This is a genomic window from Jannaschia aquimarina (assembly GCF_000877395.1).
GTDB lineage: Bacteria > Pseudomonadota > Alphaproteobacteria > Rhodobacterales > Rhodobacteraceae > Jannaschia > Jannaschia aquimarina.
In genome coordinates, this window is the sequence record NZ_JYFE01000037.1 from 43,959 (window position 1) to 69,839 (window position 25,881).

At 67.5% G+C, this 25,881-nt stretch carries 23 protein-coding genes and 2 tRNA genes; 11 read left to right on the top strand and 14 right to left on the bottom strand.

Annotated features, from left to right (window positions below; genetic code table 11):
- Nucleotides 1-11: 11 nt before the first annotated feature.
- Genes tcuA through jaqu_RS09930 form a run of 3 tightly spaced genes read right to left on the bottom strand, consistent with a single transcriptional unit; the run spans nt 12 to nt 4,389 of the window.
- Nucleotides 12-1,421 (bottom strand): FAD-dependent tricarballylate dehydrogenase TcuA, encoded by a 1,410-nt coding sequence (tcuA, locus tag jaqu_RS09920; RefSeq protein WP_043918822.1) that lies wholly within the window; start codon nt 1,419-1,421, stop codon nt 12-14.
- Entirely contained in the window at nt 1,418-2,800 is a 1,383-nt protein-coding gene (locus jaqu_RS09925; RefSeq protein WP_043918823.1) for an aldehyde dehydrogenase family protein, read from the bottom strand. Before jaqu_RS09925 ends, tcuA begins: the two co-directional genes overlap by 4 nt.
- Nucleotides 2,800-4,389, bottom strand: a complete 1,590-nt coding sequence (locus jaqu_RS09930) for a thiamine pyrophosphate-binding protein (protein WP_043918824.1) — start codon at nt 4,387-4,389, stop codon at nt 2,800-2,802. The genes jaqu_RS09925 and jaqu_RS09930 overlap by 1 nt, the downstream gene beginning before the upstream one ends.
- Before the next feature lie 84 nt (nt 4,390-4,473).
- Here jaqu_RS09930 and jaqu_RS09935 point away from each other — a divergent pair, with 84 nt between their 5' ends.
- Together jaqu_RS09935 and jaqu_RS09940 are read left to right on the top strand one after the other, a co-directional pair.
- Nucleotides 4,474-5,223, top strand: coding sequence for an SDR family NAD(P)-dependent oxidoreductase (locus jaqu_RS09935; protein WP_043918864.1), 750 nt, complete (start codon nt 4,474-4,476; stop codon nt 5,221-5,223).
- 35 nt (nt 5,224-5,258) lie between these two features.
- The gene (locus jaqu_RS09940) at nt 5,259-5,897 is read left to right on the top strand and encodes a GntR family transcriptional regulator (protein WP_043918825.1); all 639 of its coding nucleotides are present in this window, start codon (nt 5,259-5,261) and stop codon (nt 5,895-5,897) included.
- On the opposite strand, the gene jaqu_RS09945 is transcribed toward jaqu_RS09940, so the two are convergent.
- Nucleotides 5,882-6,661 carry an alpha/beta fold hydrolase gene (locus jaqu_RS09945; RefSeq protein ID WP_043918826.1) on the bottom strand — a complete coding sequence of 260 codons (780 nt, stop codon included), beginning with the start codon at nt 6,659-6,661 and terminating at the stop codon, nt 5,882-5,884. The genes jaqu_RS09940 and jaqu_RS09945 overlap by 16 nt on opposite strands.
- A gap of 38 nt (nt 6,662-6,699) precedes the next feature.
- On the opposite strand from jaqu_RS09945, the gene jaqu_RS09950 reads away from it, so the two are divergent.
- Nucleotides 6,700-7,455 carry a sulfite exporter TauE/SafE family protein gene (locus jaqu_RS09950; protein WP_043918827.1) on the top strand — a complete coding sequence of 252 codons (756 nt, stop codon included), beginning with the start codon at nt 6,700-6,702 and terminating at the stop codon, nt 7,453-7,455.
- Here jaqu_RS09950 and jaqu_RS09955 read toward each other — a convergent pair.
- Nucleotides 7,434-8,381, bottom strand: a complete 948-nt coding sequence (locus tag jaqu_RS09955; RefSeq protein WP_043918828.1) for a LysR family transcriptional regulator — start codon at nt 8,379-8,381, stop codon at nt 7,434-7,436. The two genes, jaqu_RS09950 and jaqu_RS09955, sit on opposite strands and share 22 nt — an antisense overlap.
- Before the next feature lie 127 nt (nt 8,382-8,508).
- Between jaqu_RS09955 and jaqu_RS09960 the strand changes: the two genes are divergently transcribed.
- The 4 genes from jaqu_RS09960 to jaqu_RS09975 all read left to right on the top strand — a co-directional run bounded on the left by jaqu_RS09960 (nt 8,509) and on the right by jaqu_RS09975 (nt 12,767).
- Nucleotides 8,509-9,468, top strand: coding sequence for a Bug family tripartite tricarboxylate transporter substrate binding protein (locus jaqu_RS09960; protein ID WP_043918829.1), 960 nt, complete (start codon nt 8,509-8,511; stop codon nt 9,466-9,468).
- 79 nt (nt 9,469-9,547) lie between these two features.
- A complete protein-coding gene (locus jaqu_RS09965) occupies nt 9,548-10,066 on the top strand; it encodes a tripartite tricarboxylate transporter TctB family protein (protein WP_043918830.1) in 519 nt (172 codons plus the stop codon).
- Nucleotides 10,063-11,613 carry a tripartite tricarboxylate transporter permease gene (locus jaqu_RS09970; RefSeq protein ID WP_052500904.1) on the top strand — a complete coding sequence of 517 codons (1,551 nt, stop codon included), beginning with the start codon at nt 10,063-10,065 and terminating at the stop codon, nt 11,611-11,613. Before jaqu_RS09965 ends, jaqu_RS09970 begins: the two co-directional genes overlap by 4 nt.
- The gene (locus tag jaqu_RS09975) at nt 11,610-12,767 is read left to right on the top strand and encodes a CaiB/BaiF CoA transferase family protein (protein ID WP_043918831.1); all 1,158 of its coding nucleotides are present in this window, start codon (nt 11,610-11,612) and stop codon (nt 12,765-12,767) included. Before jaqu_RS09970 ends, jaqu_RS09975 begins: the two co-directional genes overlap by 4 nt.
- A 6-nt stretch (nt 12,768-12,773) precedes the next feature.
- Here jaqu_RS09975 and jaqu_RS09980 read toward each other — a convergent pair whose 3' ends face one another.
- Together jaqu_RS09980 and dksA are read right to left on the bottom strand one after the other, a co-directional pair.
- Complete coding sequence (locus jaqu_RS09980; protein WP_043918832.1) at nt 12,774-13,877, bottom strand: FAD-dependent monooxygenase; 1,104 nt, start codon at nt 13,875-13,877, stop codon at nt 12,774-12,776.
- Nucleotides 13,864-14,286, bottom strand: coding sequence for an RNA polymerase-binding protein DksA (gene dksA / locus jaqu_RS09985; protein WP_043918833.1), 423 nt, complete (start codon nt 14,284-14,286; stop codon nt 13,864-13,866). The genes jaqu_RS09980 and dksA overlap by 14 nt, the downstream gene beginning before the upstream one ends.
- A gap of 230 nt (nt 14,287-14,516) precedes the next feature.
- Between dksA and jaqu_RS09990 the strand changes: the two genes are divergently transcribed.
- Together jaqu_RS09990 and jaqu_RS09995 are read left to right on the top strand one after the other, a co-directional pair.
- The gene (locus jaqu_RS09990) at nt 14,517-15,356 is read left to right on the top strand and encodes an AAA family ATPase (protein WP_043918866.1); all 840 of its coding nucleotides are present in this window, start codon (nt 14,517-14,519) and stop codon (nt 15,354-15,356) included.
- A gap of 47 nt (nt 15,357-15,403) precedes the next feature.
- Nucleotides 15,404-15,480: transfer RNA gene (locus jaqu_RS09995), tRNA-Asp, on the top strand.
- A 665-nt stretch (nt 15,481-16,145) separates the two neighbouring features.
- On the opposite strand, the gene jaqu_RS10000 is transcribed toward jaqu_RS09995, so the two are convergent.
- Both jaqu_RS10000 and jaqu_RS10005 read right to left on the bottom strand, forming a co-directional pair.
- Nucleotides 16,146-17,141 (bottom strand): leucine-rich repeat domain-containing protein, encoded by a 996-nt coding sequence (locus jaqu_RS10000; RefSeq protein WP_043918834.1) that lies wholly within the window; start codon nt 17,139-17,141, stop codon nt 16,146-16,148.
- On the bottom strand, nt 17,138-17,572 hold the full coding sequence (locus tag jaqu_RS10005) for a leucine-rich repeat domain-containing protein (protein WP_043918835.1): 435 nt from the start codon (nt 17,570-17,572) through the stop codon (nt 17,138-17,140). Before jaqu_RS10005 ends, jaqu_RS10000 begins: the two co-directional genes overlap by 4 nt.
- Before the next feature lie 155 nt (nt 17,573-17,727).
- Here jaqu_RS10005 and jaqu_RS10010 point away from each other — a divergent pair.
- Nucleotides 17,728-17,804, top strand: a tRNA-Asp gene (locus jaqu_RS10010).
- A 40-nt stretch (nt 17,805-17,844) separates the two neighbouring features.
- Here jaqu_RS10010 and mmsB read toward each other — a convergent pair.
- The 4 genes from mmsB to lon form a co-directional block, all read right to left on the bottom strand.
- Nucleotides 17,845-18,720: a 3-hydroxyisobutyrate dehydrogenase gene (mmsB, locus tag jaqu_RS10015; protein WP_043918836.1), complete on the bottom strand. Its 876-nt coding sequence runs from the start codon at nt 18,718-18,720 to the stop codon at nt 17,845-17,847.
- Nucleotides 18,717-19,757, bottom strand: coding sequence for an enoyl-CoA hydratase/isomerase family protein (locus tag jaqu_RS10020; RefSeq protein ID WP_043918837.1), 1,041 nt, complete (start codon nt 19,755-19,757; stop codon nt 18,717-18,719). The genes mmsB and jaqu_RS10020 overlap by 4 nt, the downstream gene beginning before the upstream one ends.
- Before the next feature lie 129 nt (nt 19,758-19,886).
- Nucleotides 19,887-21,026, bottom strand: coding sequence for an acyl-CoA dehydrogenase family protein (locus tag jaqu_RS10025; protein ID WP_043918838.1), 1,140 nt, complete (start codon nt 21,024-21,026; stop codon nt 19,887-19,889).
- A 127-nt stretch (nt 21,027-21,153) separates the two neighbouring features.
- Nucleotides 21,154-23,553 carry an endopeptidase La gene (lon, locus tag jaqu_RS10030; RefSeq protein WP_043918839.1) on the bottom strand — a complete coding sequence of 800 codons (2,400 nt, stop codon included), beginning with the start codon at nt 23,551-23,553 and terminating at the stop codon, nt 21,154-21,156.
- Between the two features lie 392 nt (nt 23,554-23,945).
- Here lon and jaqu_RS10035 point away from each other — a divergent pair, with 392 nt between their 5' ends.
- Entirely contained in the window at nt 23,946-24,527 is a 582-nt protein-coding gene (locus jaqu_RS10035) for a hypothetical protein (RefSeq protein WP_043918840.1), read from the top strand.
- A gap of 16 nt (nt 24,528-24,543) precedes the next feature.
- Here the strand turns inward: jaqu_RS10035 and tgt are convergent, their stop codons facing one another.
- Nucleotides 24,544-25,671: a tRNA guanosine(34) transglycosylase Tgt gene (gene tgt, locus jaqu_RS10040; RefSeq protein ID WP_043918841.1), complete on the bottom strand. Its 1,128-nt coding sequence runs from the start codon at nt 25,669-25,671 to the stop codon at nt 24,544-24,546.
- Nucleotides 25,672-25,881 lie beyond the last annotated feature (210 nt).

A 25,881-nucleotide genomic window follows, 5' to 3' on the forward strand; every position in this document is an offset into this window, starting at 1 on the left:
GCGATGCGGGATCACGATGCCGGCTCTCGGTTGGAGATCGCCCTGGCCGCCGTCTCGCCGGCGATCCGGCCGAACACGGTCCCGATCGTCATGCCGATGCCGGCCAGATATCCCTGTCCCAGCACGTTGCCGGCCATGATCTCGCCGGCCGCGAAGACATTCGGACTGGCCGTGCCGTCGAACAGGACGCGGGCATCGCGGTTCACCCGCACGCCCATATAGGTGAACGTGATCCCGGGCCGCAGCGTGTAGGCCCGGAACGGCGGAGTTTCGATGGGACGCGCCCAGTGGGATTTGGGCGGGTCCAGACCTTCGGTCCGGCAATCGTCGTGGATCGTATGATCGAACGTGCCGGGGCGGCAGGCGGCATTGAAATCGTCCACCGTCTTGCGCAGCGTATCGGGCGCGACGCCGATCTTTCCCGCCAACCCATCCAGATCGTCGTCGATCTCGGGCGGAAAGACCGACGGCATGAAGAGATCGGCGGATTTCGCGTCGATGATCACATGGCCGATCTGATCGGGCTGCGCGGCGACGAGTCGCCCCCAGATGGCGTAGCGCTTGGGCCAGAAGTCTTCCCCTTCGTCATAGAAGCGCTGGCCCTGTGCGTTCACGACAATCCCGAACGGCACGCAGTCGAGACGCGTCACGATCCCGCCGTCGAATTTCGGCGCGCGGCCGTCCACGGCGACGGCGTGGCACTGGTCCGCCTCGCCGACGCGGTCGGCGCCTGCGTCGAGCATCAGGCGGAGAACCCCGCCGGTATTGTAGGGCGTCCCGCGGATCAGGAAGTTGCGGGCCGCGGGGCCCCACCCCTCTTCCAGCCAGTCAAGATTGGCTTCGAACCCGCCCGAAGCCGCGACGAAGGCGCGGGCCTCGATCCGTTCGGATCGCGGATGGTCCCCGTCCCACTCGGCCTCGAGCGTCGCGCCAAGGAAGAATCCGTCCTCGACCTCTATGGCGGCGACGCGGGTGTCGTAACGGATGGCGACGCCCAGATCCTCGGCCATGCGGTAGAGCGCGTTCAGCATCGACCGGCCGCCGCCCAGGAAGAACGCGTTGGTTCGCCCCAGCGACAGGGTTCCGCCCAGAGACGGCTGGAACCTGACCCCCTGCGCTTCGAGGAAGTCCCAGATCTCCTTCGATCTTTGCAGGGTCAGCTCGGCCAGTTCGGTGTCGGTGTTGCCCTTCGTGACCCGCATCAGGTCATCGAGATATTCGTCCACGGGATAAGGCCCGGTCAAAATGCCGTTGCCCTCGTCATGGGCGACGCGGCAATTCCGCGTATGCCGGGTATTCCCGCCTCGCATCGCCTTGGGCGCCGCCTCCGCGACGAGGACGCGCGCGCCCCCCCGCGCCGCGCAGATCGCCGCGCAGAGGGCCGCGTTCCCGCCGCCAGCGATCAGGACGTCGTAGCTCATGCGAGACCCGAGAAGGTCACGAGGCGCTCGTGAGTCATCTCGCGGATGGCGTAGCGTGGCCCTTCCTGTCCGAAGCCGGACAGCTTGACGCCGCCATAGGGCATCAGGTCCACGCGCGACGACGAGGTCTCGTTGATATGAACGCCGCCGACATGCAGGCCGCGCGCGGCCGTGAAAGCCGCCCCGATATCCTGTGTAAAGATGCCCGTCGCAAGGCCGTAGGGCGTCGCGTTCACCCGCGCGATCGCGTCGTCCAGCCCGGTGACGGGAATCAGCGCGGCGACCGGCCCGAAGGCTTCGGCCTCCAGAAACGCAGACGCGGGGTCCGAAATGACGGTCGGCTGCATCAGAGGCCCCGCACGCGTGCCGCCGGTCAGGATGGTTGCGCCGCGCAGCATCCCTTCGACCCGAGCGGCGGCATCCTCGGATATGAGGGGACCGACATCCGTGCCACGGTCTGACGGGTCGCCTGCGACGAGCGCCTCGGCCTCGGCGACGTAGGCATCCCGGAAGGCCTCCATCGCGCTGTCCGCCACATACAGCGTCTGGATCGACGTGCAGACCTGCCCGGCCTTGCGGAAGGAGGCGCCGGCGCATTTCGCCGCGATCTCCGCGGGGTCGCCGTCGAGGACGATGGTCGATGCAATGGACCCGAGCTCCATCTGAGTGCGACGCAGGCCCGCCGCCTGCTGTATCGCCCGCCCCACTGCCGTCGATCCGGTAAAGGCGAAGAAGGCCGGGCGCGGGTCGTCCAGCAACAGCCGCGCGACATCCGCCCCCCCCTGCAAAGTCTGGACCGCACCGGGGGGAAAGCCCGCTTCGAGAAGGGCCCGGACCAGCAGATTGGCCGCGCCGGGAGTCTTCTCGGACGGTTTCAGGATGACGGCGTTCCCAGCAGCCAGGCCCGGCCCGACCTTGTGGGCGGGTGTGTTGAGCGGCGCGTTGAATGGGGTGATGGCGACGACGGTCCCGACCGGGACCCGCATCGTGAACCCGATCCGCCCCGCGACGGCCGCATCGAACGGGACCATCTCGCCCGTGATCCGCGTCGCTTCCTCGGCCGAGAGCCGAAGAGTGTTGAGCGCGCGCGAGATTTCCCCATCGCAATCCCGGCCCGGAAAACCAGCCTCGGCGATCATCGTTTCGCGAAGGTCCGCGCGCCGCGCGTCCAGCAGGTCCGCCGCGCGGTGCAGGGCCGCCGAACGCTCGGGCGGAGAGAGGGGGGCCTCGGCATACCGGGCGGCCGCCGACAGCGCATCCGCGACGTCCCCGCCGCCCGCGACACGGATTGGGTCGAGCTCGGTCAGATGGTACTTGTCCAGCACCGGCAGGGCGGGGCCGTCCCCCCGCTCCGCCCCATCGACGATGGAGCCCGGCATCAGAACTGCGCCGCGTACTGGGCCGGGTCGATCCGCGCCCCGATCACCAGCGGGACGTCGCCCGTATCTGTCGACAGCGCGTCTTGCAGGGCACTCTCTGTGTCGGCCATCACGCCGTGGCAGCCCATGGACACGGCCAGCGGCACGATCGCCGTCTCTTCGATCACGGTTCCGGTCGACGGGACCTGCCGGGCCATCTGCTTGAGTTCGATCCGGTTCAGGGAGTTATCGACGAAGACGACAACCTTGAGGCCCAGCTTCAAGGAAGCGGCCAGGCGTAACTCCCCCTGCACCATGGCAAGGCCGCCGTCGCCCATGAAGCTGACCACCGGCGCGTCCGGCATCAGATGCTTGGCCGCGATCCCTGCGGGCAGCGAGAACCCCATCGAGGAAAGCCCGTTCGTCATCAGGAACCGTCTCGGACCGGACGGGCGCCACCCCTGCCCCACCAGAAGCTTGTGCGAGCCCACATCGACGCTTGCGATCGTATCCGCGGGCAGCACGTCGCGCGCGACACGGATCACGTCCGACGGATTGAGAGCACCGCTCACCCGGCCCGAGTCGAAATCGGCCCGGAGTGCGTCACGGTGGGCCGCGATATCCTTCTCCGGCCAACCGTCGCTTTCGGGCACCGCATCGGCCAGCATGGCGAGGATCGGTCCGATCGGCCCCGTCATCTCGGTCTCGGCGGCATAGATCTGATCCGTGTTCGGCACCCGGTCGATATGGATCACCGGGGCCGTGACGGACCAAGGCTTGATCAACTCGACCGCATCGAACCCCGCGCAGATGACGAGATCGGCGGACTTCAAGAAGTCCCACATCGGCGCCTGACAGGCCATGTCCAGCGTACCGGCAAAACGCGGGTGATCCTCGGACACCGTGCCTTTCGCCATGGGACCGGCCACGATGGCCGCGCCGATCCGGTCTGCGAGGGCCACGATCTGTTCGCCGCATCCGTCCTGCATCGCCGAGATGCCGAAAAGGATCAGGGGACGGCGCGCCTCGGCGATCCGGCGCTCGGGCATGGTACCCGAGTGGATCAGGACGGATGCGGCGGTTTCCGTTGGCGGCACGAGGATCGCGTCGTCCTGCGCCTCTGCCGTCACGTGATCGGCATGCATGGTCAAATGGACGGGGCCCGGACGGGGCGCCATCGCAGTCCGGTGCGCCTTGCGCAGGACGTGGCCGACGGTGTTCGGTGCGACCTCCGCTGCCCATTTGCTGACCGGCGCGAACAAGGCCCGCTGGTCGACGACCTGATGGGTGAAGGTGGGCGCGCGTTTGGTGTCGATCTGTCCCGAGAGCGCGATCATCGGGACCCTGTCCAGCCAGGCATTCGCGACGGCGTTCACGAGGTTGGTCGATCCGGGGCCAAGCGTCGACAGACAGACCCCTGGCTTTCCGGTCAGCATGCCCGCCGCCTCGGCCATCAGTCCCGCCGTCCCCTCGCGCCGCGCCAGAACGAAGTCGTGGCCCTCGGTCCGGAGCGCCTCGAGAAAGCCGACCGAAGGATCGCCAGGATAGCCGAAGACCGTGCCGATCCCCGCCTCTCGGAGATAGCGCGCGCAGACGTCAGACAGGTTCATAACGGGGCTCCCGGCGAGGTCGAAGAGGACTGGACCAGAATTGAATACGCTTGTATGCAATCTGACGTCAACAGGGAGGCGCAGATGGATCTGATGCTGGATGGCAAGCGTGCCGTCGTGACCGGAGGCAATGCCGGGATCGGGCGCGCGATCGGACGCATGCTCGCGGCGGAAGGCGCACACGTTCTGCTGACCGGGAGGAATACGGAAACGCTTGGGACCGCCCGGGAGGAGATCGAGGCGGACGGCGGTACCGCTCATACGATGGTCGCCGACCTCTACGATGGCGATGTCGCGCAACTCATCGCCGCCGAAGCCGGGAAGACGCTGGGCGGCGCAGATATCCTGATCAACAACGCCGGCGGGTCACGCCCCTTCGGTAAGGACGCGACCGAGGAACAATGGGACGAGGCGCTGACGCTCAACTTCACCCGTCCTCGCCAGATCGCCCACGCCTTGCTGCCGCCGATGCAGGCGGCGGGCTGGGGGCGCCTGATCCATATCACCGGCAAGTCCGAGCCCGAAGGCGTCAACGGTGCCTTCTGTGCCAAGGCGGGCATCCATTCCTGGTCCAAGGGGCTGAGCCGCGAAGTCGGAAACGACGGAATCACGTCCAACTGCATCGCACCGGGCCGGATCATGTCGGACCAGATCCGGCGGAACTACTCGCCCGAATACCGCGCGGAGCAATCCCGGACCGAGATCCCCGTCGGCCGTTACGGTGAACCGGAGGAGCTGGCGGCATTGGCCGTGTTCCTGGCCTCTCCGCTTGCATCCTATATTACGGGGACCATGATCGCCGTGGATGGCGGCCTGCGGCGCTACCAGTTCTGAGGCGCCCGCTCGCAGCATGACCATCGGAGGACGCCCTGACCACCGCCGCCACAGCCTACGATGCGATCCGGGACCGCATCCTCTCCGGGGGAATCAGGCCGGGCGACCGCCTTCGCGAAGCCACGCTGGCCGACGAACTCGGTCTGTCCCGGACACCCGTACGAGAGGCGATGCGTCGCCTCGAACAGGACGGATTGATCGCTCATGTGCCTCACAAGGGTGCCACCGTTCGCGCGCTGGACACGCAGCAGATGACCGAGCTCTATCTGGTGCGGGAGGTGCTTGAGGGCACGGCCGCGCGGCTTGCGGCACAACATGCCTCGGAAGCCGAGATCGCGGCCCTGCGCGAATTGCTGGCCGGCCAGCCCTCGGAGGCCGAGGATGCGGGCGCCGCCGAGGCGAGCCGCAGGAACGCGGTTTTCCACGGCGCGATCAGAGACGCGGCGCACAACCGGTTTCTGCTGGCGGCGATGGAGGGGGTCCACGCCTCGCTCGCCCTGCTCGGACCGACAACGCTGGGATTGCGCGGCAGGATTTCCGCCGCCGCGCAGGAACATGCGGCAATCCTCGACGCCATCGCGGCCCGCCGTCCCGATGCCGCCGAAGAGGCCGCGCGCGAACATATCCGGCAAGCCCATCGCGCACGCCTTCGCCTGGTCTACGGGACCGAATGAAGGCCAGCGCAAAAGCCCGCGATGAGGTTCGCGACCACGTCCGGCGCCTCGACCGGGGGAAGATGACCGACGCCGTCCAGGACCTCTGCCCTTGCGTTCGGGAGGGCCGCAGCCAACGCGCGGATCGTGTCCGGGCCGGTCGACGGGTCCTGTCCCCCGCCGAGGCAGAGGCAGGGCAGCGCCAGCCGGGCGAGGTCTGGCGTCAGATCCGTCGCGCCGATGGCGGCACAGGCGGCGGTGTATCCTTCCACCGGTTGGGCGGACAGCGCGTGGCGCGCTCCGGCGACGATCTCGGGATGGGCAGCGGCAAAGCCCTCCGAGAACCATCGGCGGACCTGTTCGCGCGCGAACAGCGCCATCCCTTCGCGGCGGACGCGCGCGGCGCGCTCGGAATACCTCGCCGCATCCCCGATCTTGGCGGCGGTCGCGCAGAGCACGAGGCCCCGGATCCGGCCGGGCTCGTCGAGTGCGGCACGCATCGCGATCTGTCCGCCGATGGAGAGACCGCAGAGGATTGCGCCTTTGGGGGCGAGCGCGAGCAAATCCGCCGCATGATCCGCGAGCCGCGGCCCTGCACCCCCCGAAAGGCCGTGGCCACGCATGTCATAGAGCGTCAGCCCCCAGTCCCGAGGCAGACGTTCCGCCACGCCCTCCCACGCCCACAACCCGGCCCCGAGCGCATGGATGAAAGCGACCTCGGGCGCACCGGCTTCGGCCTTGCGCCGGCGGACCCGCAGGGCCGTTCCCCGAACCTCCTCGAACATGGTAGAACCATCGACCGCCCGGCGCGCGGGGGCAAGCGATGGATCTGACCGTTCTGATGGAGCTGGGGCCGCTGGTCGTCGCGGCGGTGATCCTCGCGGCCTTCCTCACCTCCATCATCCACGGGGCGACGGGGATCGGCGGTGGCTTTCTTTTGGCGATCGTGCTTGCGCCGCTGATCGGGGTGGTGGCGGTCGTGCCGGTGCTGGCCGTGACCCTGACGATCAGCGGCGTGGCCCGGCTGTTCTTCAACCGCGATGCGGTCGCCTGGAAGGCCTATGGCTGGGTGATGCTGACCACCATCCCCGCCGTGGCCATCGGCGCGCTGCTCTACGGCTATCTGAATGCCACGACGATCGCCCTGATCCTCGGGACCACGATCCTGGTTTCCGTACCCGCGCGCAGATGGGCCGCGAAGCGGGAGATCACGGCCGGTCCGCGCGCGCTGAGCGGGGCGGGAACCGTCTACGGTTTCATCTCCGGCGCGAGCGTCGGGGCCGGGATGCTGCTGATCCCCTTCCTTCTCGGCTACGGGCTGTCGCGGCGGGAATTCGTCGGCTCCCTTGCCGCCATCGCGCTGACGATGAATGTCGCGCGCACGGCCGTCTTCGGCGGGACCGACATGCTGGATGGCGGCTGGCTTGCCCTGGGCCTCGTCTGCGGCCTGGCCACCCTGCCCGGCAACTGGGTCGGACAACGCCTTCTGCGGGGCATGAAGGCCGACCGCCATGCGCTGGCCATCGACGTGCTGACGATCTTCGGGGGCCTCAACTTCTATCGCATCGCACTGGGCTGAGCGCCGAGCTCGCGGGCACGCTGAGGCGGGAGGCCCTGCGCTTCGAGGAATCCGTCGGCCACTTCGCGCGTCAGCCGGACCAGTTCCTGCGCTTCGGGGCCAAGCTCCTGACCGCGCAGGAAGTGCATCCCGAACGCCATCCGGTAGCGTGGCGCGATCGGAACGCAGGTCAGCCGCTCGGGCCAGGCCGAGGGCAGCATCGGATCGCAGATGGTCACGCCGGTCCCCTGCATCACCAATTGGCAGGCGAGCATGGCCTGACTGACCTCGACCACGGGCCGCAGCAAGGCGTTGGCATGGCCGAAGATCGCCTCGGTCTGTTGCCGAAGCAGCGTGCCGGGACTGAGCGTCAGGAATGCCTCGCGCGTCAGATCCTCGACGGTGACGGCTTCCGCCTTGGCCAATCGGTGCCCGACAGGCAGCACCGCGACCGCCGGCAACTCGAACAACAGCCGCGTGTCGATATCGCGATGCCGCGCCGGCAGGCTCGACAGGCCGAGATCGAAGCGCTGCCCGGTGATCCAGGTCTCGAGCAGGCGCCTCGGCTGGATGTCCACCGACAGATCCACCTCCGGATGGGCAGCCTTGAAGCGGGCCACCACCGGCGCCGTGATCGCGGTGCTGAGCCGCGGCATGGAAACCAGCCTGACACGACGACGCGAACCGGCACGAATCTCGGCGGCGAAATCGCCGATCCGTTCCAGCCCGGACAGGACGGGCTGGATCTCCTGCAGAAACGCGCGCCCCGTTTCGGTCGGTCGCAATTGCCGGCCGGTACGGTCGAACAGCTCCAGCCGCAGCTCCCGCTCCAAAGCCGAAATCGACCGCGAGAGTGCGGGCTCCGAGATGTTGAGAACACGCGCGGCGGCGCTGAGGGTCCCGTGCTCGACCACGAGTTGGAAAGCCCGGAGGGCGTCTATCTTCATCGAACCCGACTCTTGCGTTTCTTGCAAGAGAACCGGCGACCTTCTCAATTGTAAAGGGTGCCGTCGGCGTGGCAGCCTGTCGCAGCAGGCGCCGCAGAGAACAACGCGGCCCGCAAGGGAGGATAAGATGAAAGCATTTCTACTCGCTTCCGCAGCGGCTCTGACCGCCAGTGCAGCCTGGGCGGATTATCCGGAACGTCCTGTCCGGCTGATCGTCGGGTTCTCGGCGGGCGGCGGCACAGACACGTCCGCGCGCGGCTTCGGCTCTTTCGTCGCGTCGGCACCCACGATGAACGAGATGCCGATGGTGGTGGTCAACCAGCCGGGCGGTTCCGGCCTTCAGGCGGCCCAGACCGTCGCCGATGCCGATCCCGACGGCTACACGCTCTATATCATCAACAACGGCACGATGTCGGCGACGGCGCTTTCGACCCCCGAAGCCGGGTTCGACCCGCGCGAAAGCCTGACCAATCTCGGCTGCGTGACCCAGCTCGTCACCGGGTTGCAGGTCCCGGCCGGTCACCCCGCCACGACCGCCGCCGAATGGGTCGAAGCGGTCAAATCGTCGGGTGAGACGGTGCGCTGGTCGACCTCGGGCGCGGCCACCATGCATGCTATCGTCGGCCACCTCTTCATGGACGCCAACGAGATCTCCCATCAGGTCGTGCCGTTCCGCGGCGGATCGAATGCGCGCAACGCGCTGGTGGCCGGGGACGTGGCGGCCAGCTTCAATGGCAACCAGCTCGTCGACGGGTTCGAGGATTCTATCAAGGTTCTCGGCGTACCCTCGGCCGAGCGCGACCCGGCCAACGAGGACGTTCCGACATTCGCGGAACAGGGGCTCGAAGGCCTGAACGTGACTGGCCCGATGTGCGTCTACGGCCCGACTGGCCTGCCAGAGGAAGTGGTGGCCGATGTCTCGGCGGCCATTCAGGCCGTCACCGAGATGGAAGGCTTCGGCCGCTTCATGGGACGCTCCGGTCTGGCTTCGATGCACCTCACCCCGGAAGAGGGCGCCGCCAACCTGTCGCAACTCTACGAGACGTTCGGTCCGGTGGTGGAGCAGATCTCCGCCGCTCAGAACTGATCCGGTCCTCCCCCGGATCACCGATCGAACGGATGGGGGACGCGGCAGAGACCGCGTCCCCCGCTCACGAGTTGACCTCATGACCCTTCACCCAAGAACACGACTCGATCTCGGCGTCGCCGCCGCGGTGATCCTGATCGGCCTCGTCTTCGCCGTCGAAGCCTGGCGGATCGACCCCCGGTCCTACGAGGCCGTCGGCCCGCGCTTCGTCCCCGTCCTTCTTGCGGCCACGATGATCGGCCTGGGTCTGCTGGTCGCGCTCGGCGCGATGCTGCGCAACCCATCCGCGCAACCGCTCCGGGAAGAGGGCGATCTGGGTTTTGAGGGCAGCGACCTCAAGCGGGTCATGGCCGTCATCGGCGCGGGCGCGGCCTACACGTTCTGCTTCTGGGCTTTCGGATACATGGCCGCGACGGCGCTCGGGATGCTTCTCGCGCTGCTGGCATTCGGCGTCCGGTCGCCTCTGGCACTGATCCTTCTGCCGATCTTTGCGGCGATCGCCTATCAGGCGCTCTTCATGGGTCTGATGGGCTTGCTCGATCCGCGGGGCGCGCTTCTTGACCTGCGATGGCTGTCCGAGCCGGTGACGCCACAATGAGCGCGTTTCAGGATCTCATCGGCGGCTTCGGCATGCTGTTCGGCGACCCGCAAGCCGTCGGCTTCACGATCCTCGCGGCATTTGTAGGGATCGTCTTCGGCGCGCTTCCGGGGCTGACCGCCAGCGCCGCGATCGCGATGCTGCTGCCGCTCAGCTTTTACCTGGGGCCGCTTCCCGCGCTGGCCTTCCTCTATGTGATCGGCAAGTCCGGGCGCTATGGCGGCTCGATCGCCGCTATCCTCTTCAACACGCCGGGCACCGCGGCTTCAGCCGCCACCATGCAGGACGGCCACCCGATGGCAAAAAGGGGCCAGCCGAACCGCGCCCTGCGGACGGCCACTTTGGCCAGCGTTTTCGGAGACTACGTGGGCGAGATCATCCTAATATTCGGCGCCGTGTGGATCGCGCAATATACTCGGACGTTCGGGCCGACCGAGTATTTCGCGATCTACCTCATGGCCTTCGTGGTAATCGGATCGGTCGTCGGCAAGTCCATCCTCAAGGGCCTGCTGTCGACGGTTCTCGGCGCCATGGTCGCGTTGATCGGGGTGGACATCATCACGAACACACCCCGGCTGACCTTCGGCACGCAGGACCTGCGCGACGGCATGTCCCTCGTCCCCTTGCTGATCGGGGTCTTCGTGATCTCCGAGATCATCATCCAGGCCGAGCGCATGGCGAAGCAGGTAGCGGTCGATGCCGGCATCGCGGACGAACACGTGGAGGACCGGCTGACCTTCGCGGAAGTGCGCGGCCTGATCCCCCTGTTGTTCCGATCGTCCTTGATGGGGTCGGTCATCGGCATGATGCCGGGCCTCGGCTCTTCGGTGGCCTGCTTCGTGGCCTATGGCGAGGAGAAGCGGCGCGCCGCCAACCGCGAGGAGTGGGGCACCGGAGTGATCGAAGGCATCGCCGCCCCCGAATCCGCCAACAACGCGGTTTCGGGCCCGTCGATGATCCCGCTTCTGACGCTTGGGGTGCCCGGGTCGACTGTCGCGGCGGTGCTGATCGGGGTCTTTCTGATCCACGGCATTCAGGTCGGCCCGCTGCTCTTCTCCGAGACGAACATGATCATCACCGATGCGGGCGACTTCTTCTCGTCACGCGAACTGGTCTTCGCGCTCTTCGCGGCCGGTCTGTTGGGGATCGCCGCCTATGGCCTGATGGGGTTCTGGGGCGGGCCGCTGATCGGAAAGACGATCGCCCGGATCCCGCCCCGCTTTCTCTATCCGTTCATCTTCCTCACATCCGTGGCCGCCGCCTACTCGGCGCGGGCCTCCATCCTGGACGTCGCGATTGCGCTGGTCTTCGGCGTGGTCGGCTACCTGATGCGTCGCACGGGATTTGCTCCGGCGGCCTTCGTGATCGCCTTCGTCCTCGCCCGACCGATGGAAGAGGCGTTCCGGCAGGCGCTGCTGCTCAGTGACGATGGCGTCCTGATCTTCCTGCGCGAGCCCGTCGCCGGAGGCTTCCTGCTCGTCGGGCTGCTGGTCCTGATCCTTCGCGCGATCGGGACGAACCGCGCCGCGCGGCGGGCGGCGGCATGACGGAGGGGCCGCTGACGGGCCTTCGGGTCGTCGACTTCACCCATGTCCTGGCCGGGCCCGCCTGCGGCTACATGCTGGGTCTGCTCGGTGCAGACGTCATCAAGGTCGAAGGCCCGAACGGCGATGCTATGCGCTGGCGGGGCGGGACCGATGCCGATGCGGCGAAGGCGGGCCGGTCCACGGCCTGGCTGACACAGGCGGCGGGCAAGCGCAGCATCGTGCTCGACCTCGAGACGGAGTTCGGCCGGGATGCCATGATGCGCCTGCTGGAGCGCGCCGATATCCTCGTCGAGAACCACCTGCCGGAAACGCTCCGCCATCTGGGGCTCGACGATCTGACCAAACGATTCCCGCGGCTCATCCATTGCGCGATGACCGGCTACGGACGAGGCGGAGACCTGCAGGACGCACCGGCCTACGACGTCAACATCCAGGCTGCGAGCGGCCTCATGTCGCTGACGGGGACCGAAGCCACCGGCCCCCTACGCGCCGGGGCCCCGGTGATGGATTACGCGACGGCGCTCGCGGCGGGCTTTGCGATCTGCGCGGCCCTTTACCGGCGGGAACGGACGGGAGAAGGCGGCCTTGTCGACGTCTCGATGTTCGAGACCGGGCTAACCCTCATGGCATCATCCGTGGCGGACATGACGGCTACCGGGCGTGTGCCCCGCGCCCGCGGGAACGCGGCAAATTCGCGGTCGCCCTCGGCAGGGACGTTCCCCTGCCGCGAAGGCCTCCTGTCGCTCGGCGTCAACGAAGAGCACCAGTTCGATGCGTTGGCGCGCGCTCTTGGCCGGGATGACTGGCTGGCCGATCCCCGCTTCGCCACCCGCGCGGCACGAGGACAGAATGGAGCTGCGCTGGAACAGGCCCTGCTCGCCGCGCTCTCGGAGCGCGACGCCACGGACTGGGAGAGCATTCTGCGCGCAGCCGGCGTCCCTGCGGCCGAACTGCGTGGTCTCGACGCGGCGCTCGCCCTGCCTCAGGTCGACGCGCGCGGATTTCTCGCGGATATCGGCGGTGTCCATGTCCCCACGCTCCCTTTCCGCATCGGCGAGCACGCCCCGCGACCGTCGGGACCACCTCGCGAACTGGGCGTCGATACGGATGAGATCCTTGCGGAACTGGGCCTCGTGCAGAAGGCCCGAACCTGACGCGGATCACGCCGTCACGTCGTGATCGTAGAGCCAGTCATATCGCTTCAGCATCGCACCGGGCGCGACGCCCGCAACGAGACGCAGGACCAGATGCGCCAGGGTCTTGCGTGGTCCACTCAAGTGGTAGTTCGCCGCATTCGCCCGCGCTGCCATCAGCGCCCGCTCTACTCTCGGACGACGCGCAGCCTCCCACGCGGTCGGATCGTCAAGCGCGTGCGCCAACGTCCACGCATCCTCCAGCGCGAGATTGGCGCCCTGCGCCAGAAACGGCAGGGTCGGATGAGCCGCATCCCCGATCAGGGTGACGCCGTTCCGGTGCCAGGCCGGCACGGCCCCGTGATCCATCAGCCCCCAGAGATGGACCGTCTCGACCCGGGCGAGCAGCTCTCTGATAAAGGGGGCGTAACCGTCAAACGCCGCTCTCAGATTGGCTGGATCGTCGCGCTGTGACCAGCCTTCGGCGACCCAATCCGAGCGTTCCTCGACCGCGACGATGTTTAGGAGACGCCCCTCCCTGAGCGGATAGAGCACGAGATGGCGGCCGGGCCCTACATGGACCTGTGCCTCAAGGGGCCAGTCGTCGGGCGCCGGAACCAGCGTGCGCCACGCGACCTGACCCGTAAAGCGGCTGAAGTGATCCGGCGCCACGAAGCGGCGGGCAGCACCGCGGGCGCCATCCGCGCCGACCAGATGGTCGAACGCCATTTCGCGCCCGTCCGCGATCAGCCTTCCGGCATCCACACGATCCACATGGCACCCGAGCAGGATCTCGACACCTTCCGCCCGTGCCGTGCGTTCCAGTTCAGCGATCAGATCGGCCCGATGGATGAACCGGAACCCGGGTCCCAGTGGCATGCGGATCAGGGATCTGCCGCTCGGACCGTCGATCAGGTGCACCGCCCTGCTCTCAAGCGCGGGAGGAGCGGCCCCGAGCGCGTCGAGGACGCGCCCACCATTCGGTGCGATCTGAAGGCCCGCGCCGACCTCCGTCAGGGCAGACGCCTGCTCCAGTAGGGTGACCCTGCGCCCGGTTTGGGCGAGCGCCGCAGCGCAGGCGAGGCCCGCGACCCCGCCACCAAGAACGCAGACCGGATCAGTCGTCGCGATGGACGCGCTCTCGCCGTTCGTGTTTCTCCTGCGCCTCCAGCGACATGGTCGCGATCGGGCGGGCGTCGAGCCGCTTGAGGCTGATCGGGTCGCCGGTCACCTCGCAATATCCGTATTCGCCTTCCTCGATCCGCCGCAGGGCCGAATCGATCTTGGCGATCAGCTTGCGCTGACGGTCGCGGGTCCGGAGCTCCAGCGCGCGGTCGGTCTCCTCCGAGGCGCGGTCGGCGATATCCGGGATATTGCGGGCCGCATCCTGCAATCCCTCGATCGTCGTGGCGGTCTCGTCCAGCAGGTCCGCTTTCCAGGCCAGCAGCTTGCGGCGGAAGTACTCGATCTGCCGCTCGTTCATGAACGGCTCATCCTCAGCGGGCGTGTAGTCGTTCGGAAGGAATGTTTCGGCTTTCATGTCTGCTCCCTCGTCCGGCCGCCGTTGCAGGTTAAGGCACATGTTCGATGGCGACCGGTTCCCCATGGCGCGCGCTTACACCACGTCAGGACCCTTGTCACGATATGCGATGCCGCACTTGCGAAAGCGTGACACGCCTGCCCGGCAGGGTTTGGGCGGGTCCGTGGCCGGACCATGGCGGCTGCGGGTTCCCCATGCTAGCCGAACCCGAAACCATCCCGGAGGACCCGATGCGCTTCGAAGGAACCGAGGATTACGTCGCCACCGACGACCTCTCCGTTGCCGTGAACGCAGCGATCGCGCTGGAGCGGCCGCTTCTGGTCAAGGGCGAGCCCGGGACCGGCAAGACCGAACTCGCGCGTCAGGTGGCGGGCGCGCTGGGCCTGCAAATGATTGAATGGTCGGTGAAATCCACGACCCGCGCCCAGCAGGGCCTCTACGAATACGACGCCGTCAGCCGTCTGCGGGACAGTCAGTTGGGCGACGAGCGGGTGCACGACATCTCCAACTACATCCGCAAGGGCAAGCTGTGGCAGGCCTTCGAGGCGCCGGAACGGGCCGTCCTGCTGATCGACGAGATCGACAAGGCGGATATCGAGTTCCCGAACGATCTGCTCCAAGAGCTTGATAAGATGGAGTTTCACGTCTACGAGACTGGCGAGACGATCCGGGCCGGGCAGCGGCCGATCGTGATAATCACCTCCAACAACGAGAAGGAATTGCCCGATGCGTTCCTGCGGCGGTGCTTCTTTCACTACATCCGGTTCCCCGATGCCGAGACGCTCGCGCGAATCGTGGAAGTGCATCATCCCGGCATCAAGAAGGACCTGCTGGCCGAGGCGCTGACGCGGTTCTATGCGATCCGGGACCAGCAGGGGCTGAAGAAGAAGCCGTCCACGTCCGAGGTGCTGGACTGGCTGAAACTCCTTCTGTCAGAGGACCTTACGGCCAAGGACCTGCGTGAGGACGCGGGGAATTCCCTGCCCCGGCTGCACGGCGCGCTGCTCAAGAACGAGCAGGACGTGGCGCTGTTCGAGCGGCTCGCCTTCCTGGCCCGACGGGGGCAGTGATCGGCGCTTGACGGCGCGGGTCGCTCTGGGTATCCGGCGATCCACGCGCGGTTGTAGCTCAGTTGGTTAGAGTACCGGCCTGTCACGCCGGGGGTCGCGGGTTCGAGCCCCGTCAACCGCGCCATTTCCTTCATATCTTTGGATTTTTCGCCCTGGCGGGACGATGGGATCGTGGCGTTAACCTGTGTGAGCGCGCCGCCGCCGAGAGGGCCGAAATCCACGAAAACGCTGTGCACCCCCTGTGCACCCCCCGTGCACCCTGCGTCTGCACATGGATGCACCGGATCAGGCGTTAAGATCGGTTAAGATGCGCACCGAGCGGTAACGCATCGTTAACGCTCTGGCCGTCGCAACGCGAGTCATCTGACACGAGCGGGCGGCGCGCGGGCCGACCGGATCCAGACGGATGCAGGGCGCGCCATGCGGATCGGCCTCGCGCGGTTTCAGGTCGGCAGAGATCCGGCCTGCTCGACCGCCTCGGATCGCGCCGTGTCGATGCCGGGCAAGGCGCGTCGACGGACACCGGAACGGTTCGCGTCATGCTTTCCCGCCTGAGCCGTGCCAGCGCCGGGCCGGGGGACGGCGCCGCATCGTCGGGGCGAGGCGCTTGATCCCTCATCCCCGAAAAGCGGAGCCGCTTCGGGAAGACGTCGCAGGTGCGCCGGCCCACGGGCCGATCCGGCGCTGGCACGGCGGGCCCGCGGCCCTTGTCCCATGCCGGGGTCGGTGGTCGGGGCGCAGACCGATCAGAACCTTGGGTCGCGATGCCCCCTGACACTCATTGCCCCCTTACTTCGGAAGCTTGCAGACCGTTTGAGTGAGTTCTTTGATCAACGGATGATCCTGCCCGAGAAAATAGGCAACCGAAGTCAGAGTTGCGACGGATCCGATGGAGACCGTAAGTTTCCAGGCCGCTTCCCCTGCCCCCTTCGCATAGGCGGAAAGAAAAGGACTGTCCGGTGCGCCCTTCGGAAGGAGTTCCGTTGCCCGGGCAGCCCCGTCTCGGTCCGCGAGTTCGGCGGTCAACCGCTCTACCTCGGCTTCGAGACGTGCGATCTCCGTTCGAAGTGCCGTCTCCCCTTCGGAGACGGCCGAGCCGAGCCGATCCAGGATCTCGGCGACGTCAAGCATCGACTGGAGAGCGGGCGGCAGACGGTTCCCATCGGTCGCTGGCACGTCCTTGAGAGCAAATCTGATTTGGTCGGCGGTTTGCCGGGCGGGAATCGCGTTGATGGCCGCGTGTTCAAGAAGGAACGCGATGTGGTGTTCAGCCGTACGGATCGGTGAGTGCGCCGGTTCGGCTTGGATGGATTCGGAGGCCTGAGTGTCAAACGAACGTTCGGCGAGCGGCTCCGGCCAGGGCGGTAGGGTGCTGAGATGGGCGAGGAGGGCTTCGAGGCGTTCTCTGTCGTCCGCAATCGCGGCGGCTTCGGCGATTGCCGGATCTTCGCAGGCGGGCGTGTCGGCGAACCTGATTGACCTCGCTTGCTCTGGATCCGCCGATCGTGCGGCAGAGATCCAGTTGGCGACCGGTCGAAGGTCCGAAACCCTCGATCCATTGATCCTCAATTCACGCAACGAGCCGATACTGCCGATCGGGGAGATGTCTTCGACGTCAGTGCCCCTGAGAAAAAGGTGCTGAACGTTCCTGAGACCAGAGATCGGGGACAGATCGGTGACCGGCACGTTCTTCAAAAGAAGATCCTGCAACGCCGTCATCCGAGCCACCGGCGAGATGTCGGTCACTTCGGTGTCGTCGAGCCCCAGACCACGCAGGTTCGTCAAATTTTTATGTCCGTTATGTCCAGGACGGACGTTCCGTCGAGGCTGAGCAACTCGAGATCGTGCAGGTCCGCCAAGGGGGTCAGGTCGGCGACAGGTGTATCCCGGAGGTTCAGGGAGCGCAGCGCCTTCATACCGGCAATCGGGGCCAGATCCTTCACCTGGGTCCCCGAAAGATCGACGGTCAGAACTCGCTTTAGATCAGCGATTTCCGATGGGATCCTGTCGATCCGCAACCCGCTCAGGTCGATGCGCTGCGCGTTGCTGGACTGGGCTTCGTTGATCCGGCGGAGGGCTTCGGTCCGGGCACCTGTTTCCGGCGCTCGTTCTTCGCTGATCCTGCGTTCTCTTTCGAGCTTCTCGGACTGGTCCAGTTGTCGAGCCCATTCGAGTTCTCGTTGGATCGGATTTGTCATCTGCCGGTATGTCGCCATGCGGAGAGTCTTGCGCGTCCCTCGATATGACACAACCCGACATCGCCGCGCGTCGGTCTACATGCGGGCTCACCGAGTGCCGCGCCCCGCCGGAACCGGCGGACCTCGACAACCCCATTGACCCCCCTGCCCGCCCCGGCTATCCCGCGCCTCACGCGGTTGTAGCTCAGTTGGTTAGAGTACCGGCCTGTCACGCCGGGGGTCGCGGGTTCGAGCCCCGTCAACCGCGCCACTCCCCCCTTCCATCGCACGCGCTTCGGCGAAGCGCCGGGTCACCGGTCGCCGGGCTTGCCCGCGAAGCGCGGCAGCATGGCGCTGAAGTCGCGGCCCTTCCCGTCCTCCTGCTCGACGAAGGTGCGGTACTCGGCCAGCGCGGCGGCACCCATGGGGGTTGTGGCGCCCACGGCCTCGGCCGCCTGCGCGGCGAGGCCCAGATCCTTGAGCATCAGTTCGGCCGCGAAGCCAGGACGGTAGTCGTTGTCCGCCGGAGAGGTGGGGCCCACGCCGGGGGCGGGGCAATAGGTGTTCATCGACCAGCTCTGCCCCGACGAGGTCGAAACCACGTCGAACATCGCCTGCCGGTCGAGGCCCAGCCTGTCGGCCAGCGCGAAGGCCTCGCAGGTGGCGACCATGGTAGCGCCCAGTATCATGTTGTTGCAGATCTTGGCAGCCTGGCCCGCGCCCGCCTCTCCGCAATGGACGATGCGGGCGCCCATGACCTCCAGCAGGGGCCGCGCGGTGGCGAGCGCGTCCTCGGCGCCGCCCACCATGAAGGTCAGCGTGCCCGCATCGGCGCCCCCCACCCCGCCGGAGACCGGCGCGTCGAGAAAGCGGCGGCCCTGCGCGGCGGCCTCTCGGGCCACGGCGCGGGCGCTGTCCACGTCGACGGTGGAGCAGTCCAGCAGCACCGCGCCGGGCGCCATCGCGGGCAGGATCTCGGCGACGACGGCGCGCAGGATCTCTCCGTTCGGGAGCATCGTGACCGCGACCTCGGCGTCCTTGACGGCGTCGGTGGCGCTGGCGGCGACGAGAACGCCGTCGGGCATGGGCGCTTGGGTGTCGAAGCCCGTCACTTCGTGCCCCGCATCGGCGAGGTTGCGGGCCATGGGCGCGCCCATGTTGCCGGTTCCGATGAATGCGACCTTCATGGGGTCTCCTCCAGGTTCAGGGCGTCGGGGCCGAGGGGGCGCAGCATGGCCGAGACCTCGACCGGGGGCACGGCTTCGGGGCCGGGATGGCGCCAGACGGGGGCGTTGTCCTTGTCGATGATGCGGGCGCGGATGCCTTCCACGAAGTCGGACGATTGCAGCGCGCGGTGGGTGAAGCGGTATTCCAGGCCCAGCGCGGTCTCGATGGAGGCGGTGGGCGCGAGGCGCTGCTGCATCTCCAGGGCGCAGGCCATGGCCAGCGGCGAGTTCGCATCGAGGGCCTTGCGCGTCGCCTGCGCGGCGGGGCCGTCGTCGCGGACGGCGCGCGACAGATCGGCAAGCGTGGCGGCGGCGTAGAGGCGGTCGATCTCCTCCTGCCAGCCGGTCAGCGCGGCCTCGGGGGCCGGAGCGGCGGCCGCGTCGAGCGCCGCCACATCCCCGGCCTCGCACAGCGCGTCGGTCAGCGCCGCCCAGTCGCCGGGCACGTAGGTATCGGCAAAGCCCGCGCGGATCGCGTCCCCCGGCCCCATCCGATGCCCCGTCACGCCCAGAAACGCGCCCAGCCGCCCCGGTGCCCGCCGCAGAAGCAGCGAGCCGCCCACATCCGGCACCAGCCCGATGGCGCATTCCGGCATCGCGATGCGGCTGTCGTCGCGCACCACCCGATGCGAGGCGTGGCAGCCCACACCCACGCCGCCGCCCATGACGAAGCCGTGCAGCAGCGTGACGACGGGCTTCGGGAACCGCGCCAGCTTGGCGTCCATGCGGTATTCGTCGCGCCAGAACCGCTGGCCATAGCCGTAATCCCCGCGCCCGGCCGCCTCGTGCATCTCGGCGATGTCGCCGCCGGCGCAGAAGGCCCTTTCCCCCGCGCCGTCGATCAGGATCAGCGAGACGGCCTCGTCGGCCTCCCAGCTGTCGAGGGCGCGCTCGATGGCGAGACACATGTCCCAGGTCAGCGCGTTCAGCGCCTTCGGACGACTCAACGTGATGCGGCCCGCCCGGCCTTCGATACGGATATGGATGTCGTCCGACACGCTGTCCCTCAATCTGCTACAAAAGTCCCGGGATGCGCGGGGGGCATCGTCCATCTGGCTCGAACCGATGGCACAGGATGGGCGACCCCCCGCCGGGTCGGACCGGGCTCGATGCCCGGTCCGGCCCGGTCACGCCGCCAGCATGTTGCGCGCCACGATGAGGCGCATGATCTCGTTCGTCCCTTCGAGGATCTGGTGCACACGCAGGTCGCGCGACAGCTTCTCGATCCCGTAATCGGCCAGATATCCGTAACCGCCGTGAAGCTGCAGACATCCGTCGACCACGCGGCTTCCCGCCTCGGTCACCATCTTCTTGGCCATGGCACAGAACTTGGTGGCCTCGGGCGTTCCCTGATCGAGATGCCAGGCGGCCTGACGCAGGAAGGTGCGGGCGGATTGAAGCTCGATCTCCATCTCGGCCAGGCGGAACTGGGTGTTCTGGAAATCGGCGAGGCTTTGCCCGAACGCCTTGCGCTCGCGCACATAGGCCAGCGTGAGGTCCAGCGCCTGCTGCGCGGCGCCCAGCGAGCAGGCGGCGATGTTCAGGCGTCCGCCGTCGAGCCCGGCCATGGCGTAGCGGAAGCCGTGGCCCTCTTCCCCAAGAAGGTTGGAGGCCGGGACGGGCGCATCGTCGAGCTGCACCTGCCGCGTGGGCTGGGAGCGCCAGCCCATCTTGTCCTCGAGCCCGCCGAAGGAAAGCCCGTCGGTTCCGTCCTCGACCACGAAGGCCGAGATGCCGCGCGGCCCCGCCTCGCCCGAGCGGGCCATCACGATATAGGCGTCCGAATAACCACCGCCCGAGATGAAGGCCTTGGTCCCGGTCAGGCGCCAGCCTTCGTTGGTGCGCTCGGCCCGCGTCTTGAGCGCGGCGGCATCCGATCCGCTGCCCGGCTCCGTCAGGCAATAGGAGAGCCAGGTCTCGCAGGTCAGTGCCTTGGGCAGCATCCGGTCCTTCAACTCGTCCGAGCCGTAGGCGTCGATCATGCGCGCGCACATGTTGTGGATCGACAGGAAGGACGCGACCGACGGGCAGGCCATGGACAGGGCCTCGAAGACGAGCGTGGCATCGAGGCGCGTCAGCCCGGTGCCGCCCGCCTCTTCGGAGACGTAGAGCCCGGCGAGGCCCAGTTCGGCCAGTTTCGGCCAGAGGTCGCGTGGAATATCGCCCGCCGCCTCCCAGGCGCGGGCATGGGGCGCGATCTCGGCCTGACCCACATCGCGGGCCATGTTAAAGATGGCCCGGCTCTCCTCGGACAGAGCGAAATCCATGGTCCCTCCCAAGACGCGCGGCGTTGCCGCGAACCTAGACCCCCGGCGCTTCGGCGGAAAGGGGCGAACGCAAAATGAGAAAGGGGGCGCCCGAAGGCGCCCCCTTGTCGTCTGACGATCTGACGGATCAGTGCGCGACGGCGCCTTCCCCCTTGCCGTCGGAGGCCTTGGCGGCCAGCGCGGCCGCCTCCTCGGCGGCTTCGTCCCAGTCGATGCCCTCGGGCGTCTCGGTCAGGGCCAGCTTGAGCACCTCGGAGGCGTGCGTGACGGGGATGATCTCAAGCCCCTCCTTCACGTTGTCCGGGATGTCGGCCAGGTCCTTCTCGTTCTCCTCAGGGATAAGCACCGTCTTGATGCCGCCGCGTAGGGCGGCGAGCAGCTTTTCCTTGAGACCGCCGATGGGCATCGCGTTACCGCGTAACGACACCTCGCCTGTCATGGCGATGTCGCGACGCACCGGGATGCGCGCCAGGGTCGACACGATCGCCGTCGTCATGGCGAGACCCGCACTGGGCCCGTCCTTGGGCGTGGCGCCATCCGGAACGTGGACGTGGATGTCCCACTTCTCCATCTGCGGCGGCTTCACCCCGATCTCAGGCGCGATGGACCGCACGTAGCTGGAGGCCGCGTCGATCGATTCCTTCATGACGTCGCCCAGCTTACCGGTCGTCTTCATGCGGCCCTTGCCCGGCAGGCGCAGCGCCTCGATGTGCAGAAGGTCGCCCCCGACCGAGGTGTAGGCGAGGCCTGTCACGACGCCGACCTGATCCTTCTCTTCGGCGAGGCCGTAGCGATGCTTGCGTACGCCCAGGAAGTCGTCGAGATTCTCGGAGGTCACCTCGACCTCTTCGGCTGTCTTGCCGACGATCTTGGTCACCGCCTTGCGCGCCAGCTTGGCCAGTTCACGCTCCAGGTTCCGCACGCCCGCCTCGCGGGTGTAGTAGCGGACCATGTCGCGGAGCGCGTCGTCGCCCAGCTCGAACTCGCCCTTTCGCAAACCGTGGTTCTTGATCTGCTTGGGCAGCAGGTGGCGCCTGGCGATCTCGACCTTCTCGTCCTCGGTGTAGCCGGCGAGCGGAATGATCTCCATCCGGTCCAGAAGCGGGCCCGGCATGTTGTAGGAATTCGCCGTCGTCAGGAACATCACGTTCGAGAGGTCGTATTCCACTTCGAGATAGTGGTCGACGAAGGTGCCGTTCTGCTCGGGATCGAGCACTTCCAGCATCGCCGAAGCCGGGTCGCCGCGGAAATCCTGTCCCATCTTGTCGATCTCGTCGAGCAGGATGAGCGGGTTCGTCGTCTTGGCCTTCTTGAGCGCCTGGATGATCTTGCCAGGCATGGAGCCGATATAGGTCCGACGGTGGCCGCGGATCTCGGATTCGTCGCGCACGCCGCCCAGCGAGATGCGGATGAATTCGCGCCCCGTGGCCTTGGCGACGGACTTGCCCAGCGAGGTCTTGCCCACGCCCGGGGGCCCGACGAGGCAGAGGATCGGGCCGCGCAGCTTGGACGACCGGGCCTGCACGGCCAGGTATTCGACGATCCGCTCTTTCACCTTCTCGAGGCCGTAGTGATCCTTATCAAGGACTTCCTGGGCCTTGTTGATGTCCTTCTTGACGCGGGACTTGGTGCCCCACGGGATCGACAGCATCCAGTCGAGATAGTTGCGCACGACCGTCGCCTCGGCGGACATCGGGCTCATGTTCTTGAGCTTCTTGAGCTCGCCCTCGGCCTTTTCGCGCGCCTCTTTCGACAGCTTGGTGTTGGCGATCCGCTCTTCGAGTTCGGCGACCTCGTTCTGGCCGTCCTCGCCGTCGCCAAGCTCCTTCTGGATCGCCTTCATCTGCTCGTTGAGGTAGTATTCGCGCTGCGTCCGCTCCATCTGGGACTTCACGCGGGACTTGATGCGCTTCTCGACCTGCAGGACGCTCATCTCGCCCTGCATGAGGCCGAAGACCTTTTCGAGCCGATCGGACACGATCAGCATCTCGAGCAATTCCTGCTTCTGCGCGACCTCGACACCCAGATGGCCGGCGACCAGGTCGACCAGCTTGGCGGGGTCCTGCGCCTCGCCCACGGCGCCGAGCGCCTCTTCGGGGATGTTCTTCTTGACCTTCGCGTAGCGCTCGAACTCCTCGGCCACCGAGCGCATGAGCGCGTCGATGGTCGCCGGATCGCCCGGCTCCTCGCTGAGCGGCGTGGCCTCAGCCTCGAAGAAGTCGTCATTCTCGAGGAAACGGCCGATCTTCACACGGGTCCGCCCCTCGACCAGCACCTTCACGGTGCCATCGGGCAGCTTGAGAAGCTGAAGGACGTTGGCCAGGACGCCGATACGGTAGATTCCGTCCTGCTCCGGCTCGTCGACGGAGGGGTCGATCTGGGACGACAGGAGGATCTGCTTGTCGTCCTGCATCACCTCTTCGAGTGCGCGAACCGACTTTTCGCGACCCACGAAGAGCGGCACGATCATGTGGGGGAAGACCACGATATCGCGCAGCGGCAGAACGGGATGAATGGTGCTCGTCATTGTCTGTCCTTCTCGCAAAGGCCCACTGCCCCGGGATCGGCGGCATTCGAGGCCTTCCGTTGTCCCGACTTACTTGGGGGGCGCGCCCGTTCGCTTCAACGTTGCGCCCCTCGGATGGCCAACGATGCGCCCCCCGGATGCCGGGCGCAAGGGGAGGAAAACGGGAAACGGCCCCCTCGATCAGCGGCCATTGGACACGGTTCGGGATCGGGAATGCGGCGCGCCACAGCCCGTCCTGAGAAGAAGATCCGCGCCATTTCCAACGTTTCAAGGCGTCGAACCCGCCCCGCCCGAATTCCGCCCGGATTGGTCGCGCCCGTCCGATCCGGGCCGAACTCGCGCCCGAATCCGTCATTAACCATGAGTCGCAGACGCTGACCGAAAGCTGCCTCATGAACACGCGCTTCGACCCCGCTCATGCCCGTTCCCCCGCCCGTGCGGCGATCCACGCGCGAGCCCAGGCGCGCGCGGCCGCAGAGAGCGTCGCCGACAGTTTCGACTGGCGCCCCGATACCGCGCTGACCTTTCTGGCCGGCGCGCTGACGTCCTACGCAGAGACCGACAGTTTCATGGGGGCGCTGGACGAGATGACCGAGTTCGCCCTGCGCCGTGTCGGCGAAGGCGAAGTGGCCTTCCGCGACTTCGACGGCCGGATTGCGGGCACCCTTTCGGCGGATCGCGCGGAAGTCATCTTTGCGGGCGTGACGGCGTCCCGACTGATGCGCGAGGTCATCTCGCGCTATTGCGCCGGGCCCACGGGCCTGCCGGAACGCGCCGAGGTCGATGCGGGCGGCCGCACGATCCACCTGGCCGCCGCCCGCCTGTCGCGGGGCCGCATGGTCCGCCATGTCTGCGAGGACACGTTGACGCAAAACGCGATGGGTTGCGGAATGCGGGCGGCACGGCTGACGCTGGCCCCGCTTCCGCCCGGCGTGCTGATGCTGGGCCAGCCGGGGCCCACCCCCGAAGACTAGGCCGTCGCCCCACGCGTCAGATCGGGTCGATATCCCCGAGCGCGCGGGTGGCGTGGAACTCCGCCTCCCACGCGTCGAAACTGCCCGCCGCGATGGCGTCGCGCATCCCGGCCATGAGCTCCTGATAGTAGTGCAGGTTGTGCCAGGTCATCAGCATCGAGGCGATGATCTCTTTCGCGCGCGAGACATGGTGGAGATAGGCGCGCGAGTAGCCCCGGCAGGCGGGGCAGGCGCAGGCCTCGTCCAGCGGGCGCGGATCGTCGGCATGGCGCGCGTTGCGGATGTTGACGACGCCGCGCCGGGTGAAGGCCTGCCCCGTGCGCCCCGACCGTGACGGCAGCACGCAATCCATCATGTCGATGCCGCGCCTGACGGCGCCCACGATGTCGTCGGGCTTGCCCACGCCCATCAGATAGCGGGGCTTGTCCTCCGGCAATTGGCCGGGGGCGTAGTCGAGCACGCCGAACATGGCCTCCTGCCCCTCGCCCACGGCAAGGCCGCCGACCGCGTAGCCGTCGAAGCCGATGCCGCGCAGGGCCTCGGCGCTTTCGGCGCGCAGATCGGGTTCGAGTCCGCCCTGCTGGATCCCGAAGAGCGCGTGGCCCGGCCGGTCGCCGAAAGCGTCGCGGGACCGCTGCGCCCAGCGCATCGAGAGCCGCATCGAGGCGGCGATGCGGTCGCGCTCGGCCGGCAATGCGGGGCATTCGTCGAAGGCCATGACGATGTCGCTGCCGAGCAGGCGCTGGATCTCCATGCTGCGCTCGGGCGTGAGGGTGTGGCGAGAGCCGTCGATATGGCTGCGGAAGGTCACGCCCTCTTCGGTCAGCTTGCGCAGCTCGGCCAGGCTCATGACCTGAAAGCCGCCGCTGTCGGTCAGGATCGGCCGGTCCCAGTTCATGAAGCGGTGCAGGCCGCCGAGGCGGTCGATCCGTTCGGCCGTGGGCCGCAGCATCAGGTGATAGGTATTGCCCAGCAGGATGTCGGCGCCGGTCTCGCGGACGCTGCCGGGCAGCATCGCCTTGACGGTCGCCGCCGTGCCGACGGGCATGAAGGCGGGCGTGCGCACCTCGCCGCGCGGGGTGTGGATGACGCCCGTGCGCGCGGCGCCGTCGGTTGCCGTCAGATCGAAGGAGAAACGGGTCATCGCGTCCCCCTGCCCCGGCCCCGCCCGGAGGGCAAGGGCGCCGCCGCGCTGTCGTCCGCCTCACGTTTCATTGCAGGCCTGTCGCCGGGAGGGCTCGTTCGGGCGGGCTGCCGTGACCGACCGGCGGGGACCCGCGCAAACCTCGCCCACATCGAGTCGTGACGGGCCTTTTCCTTCGCAAGCACGTTGTTAGATCACCGCAATGACCGC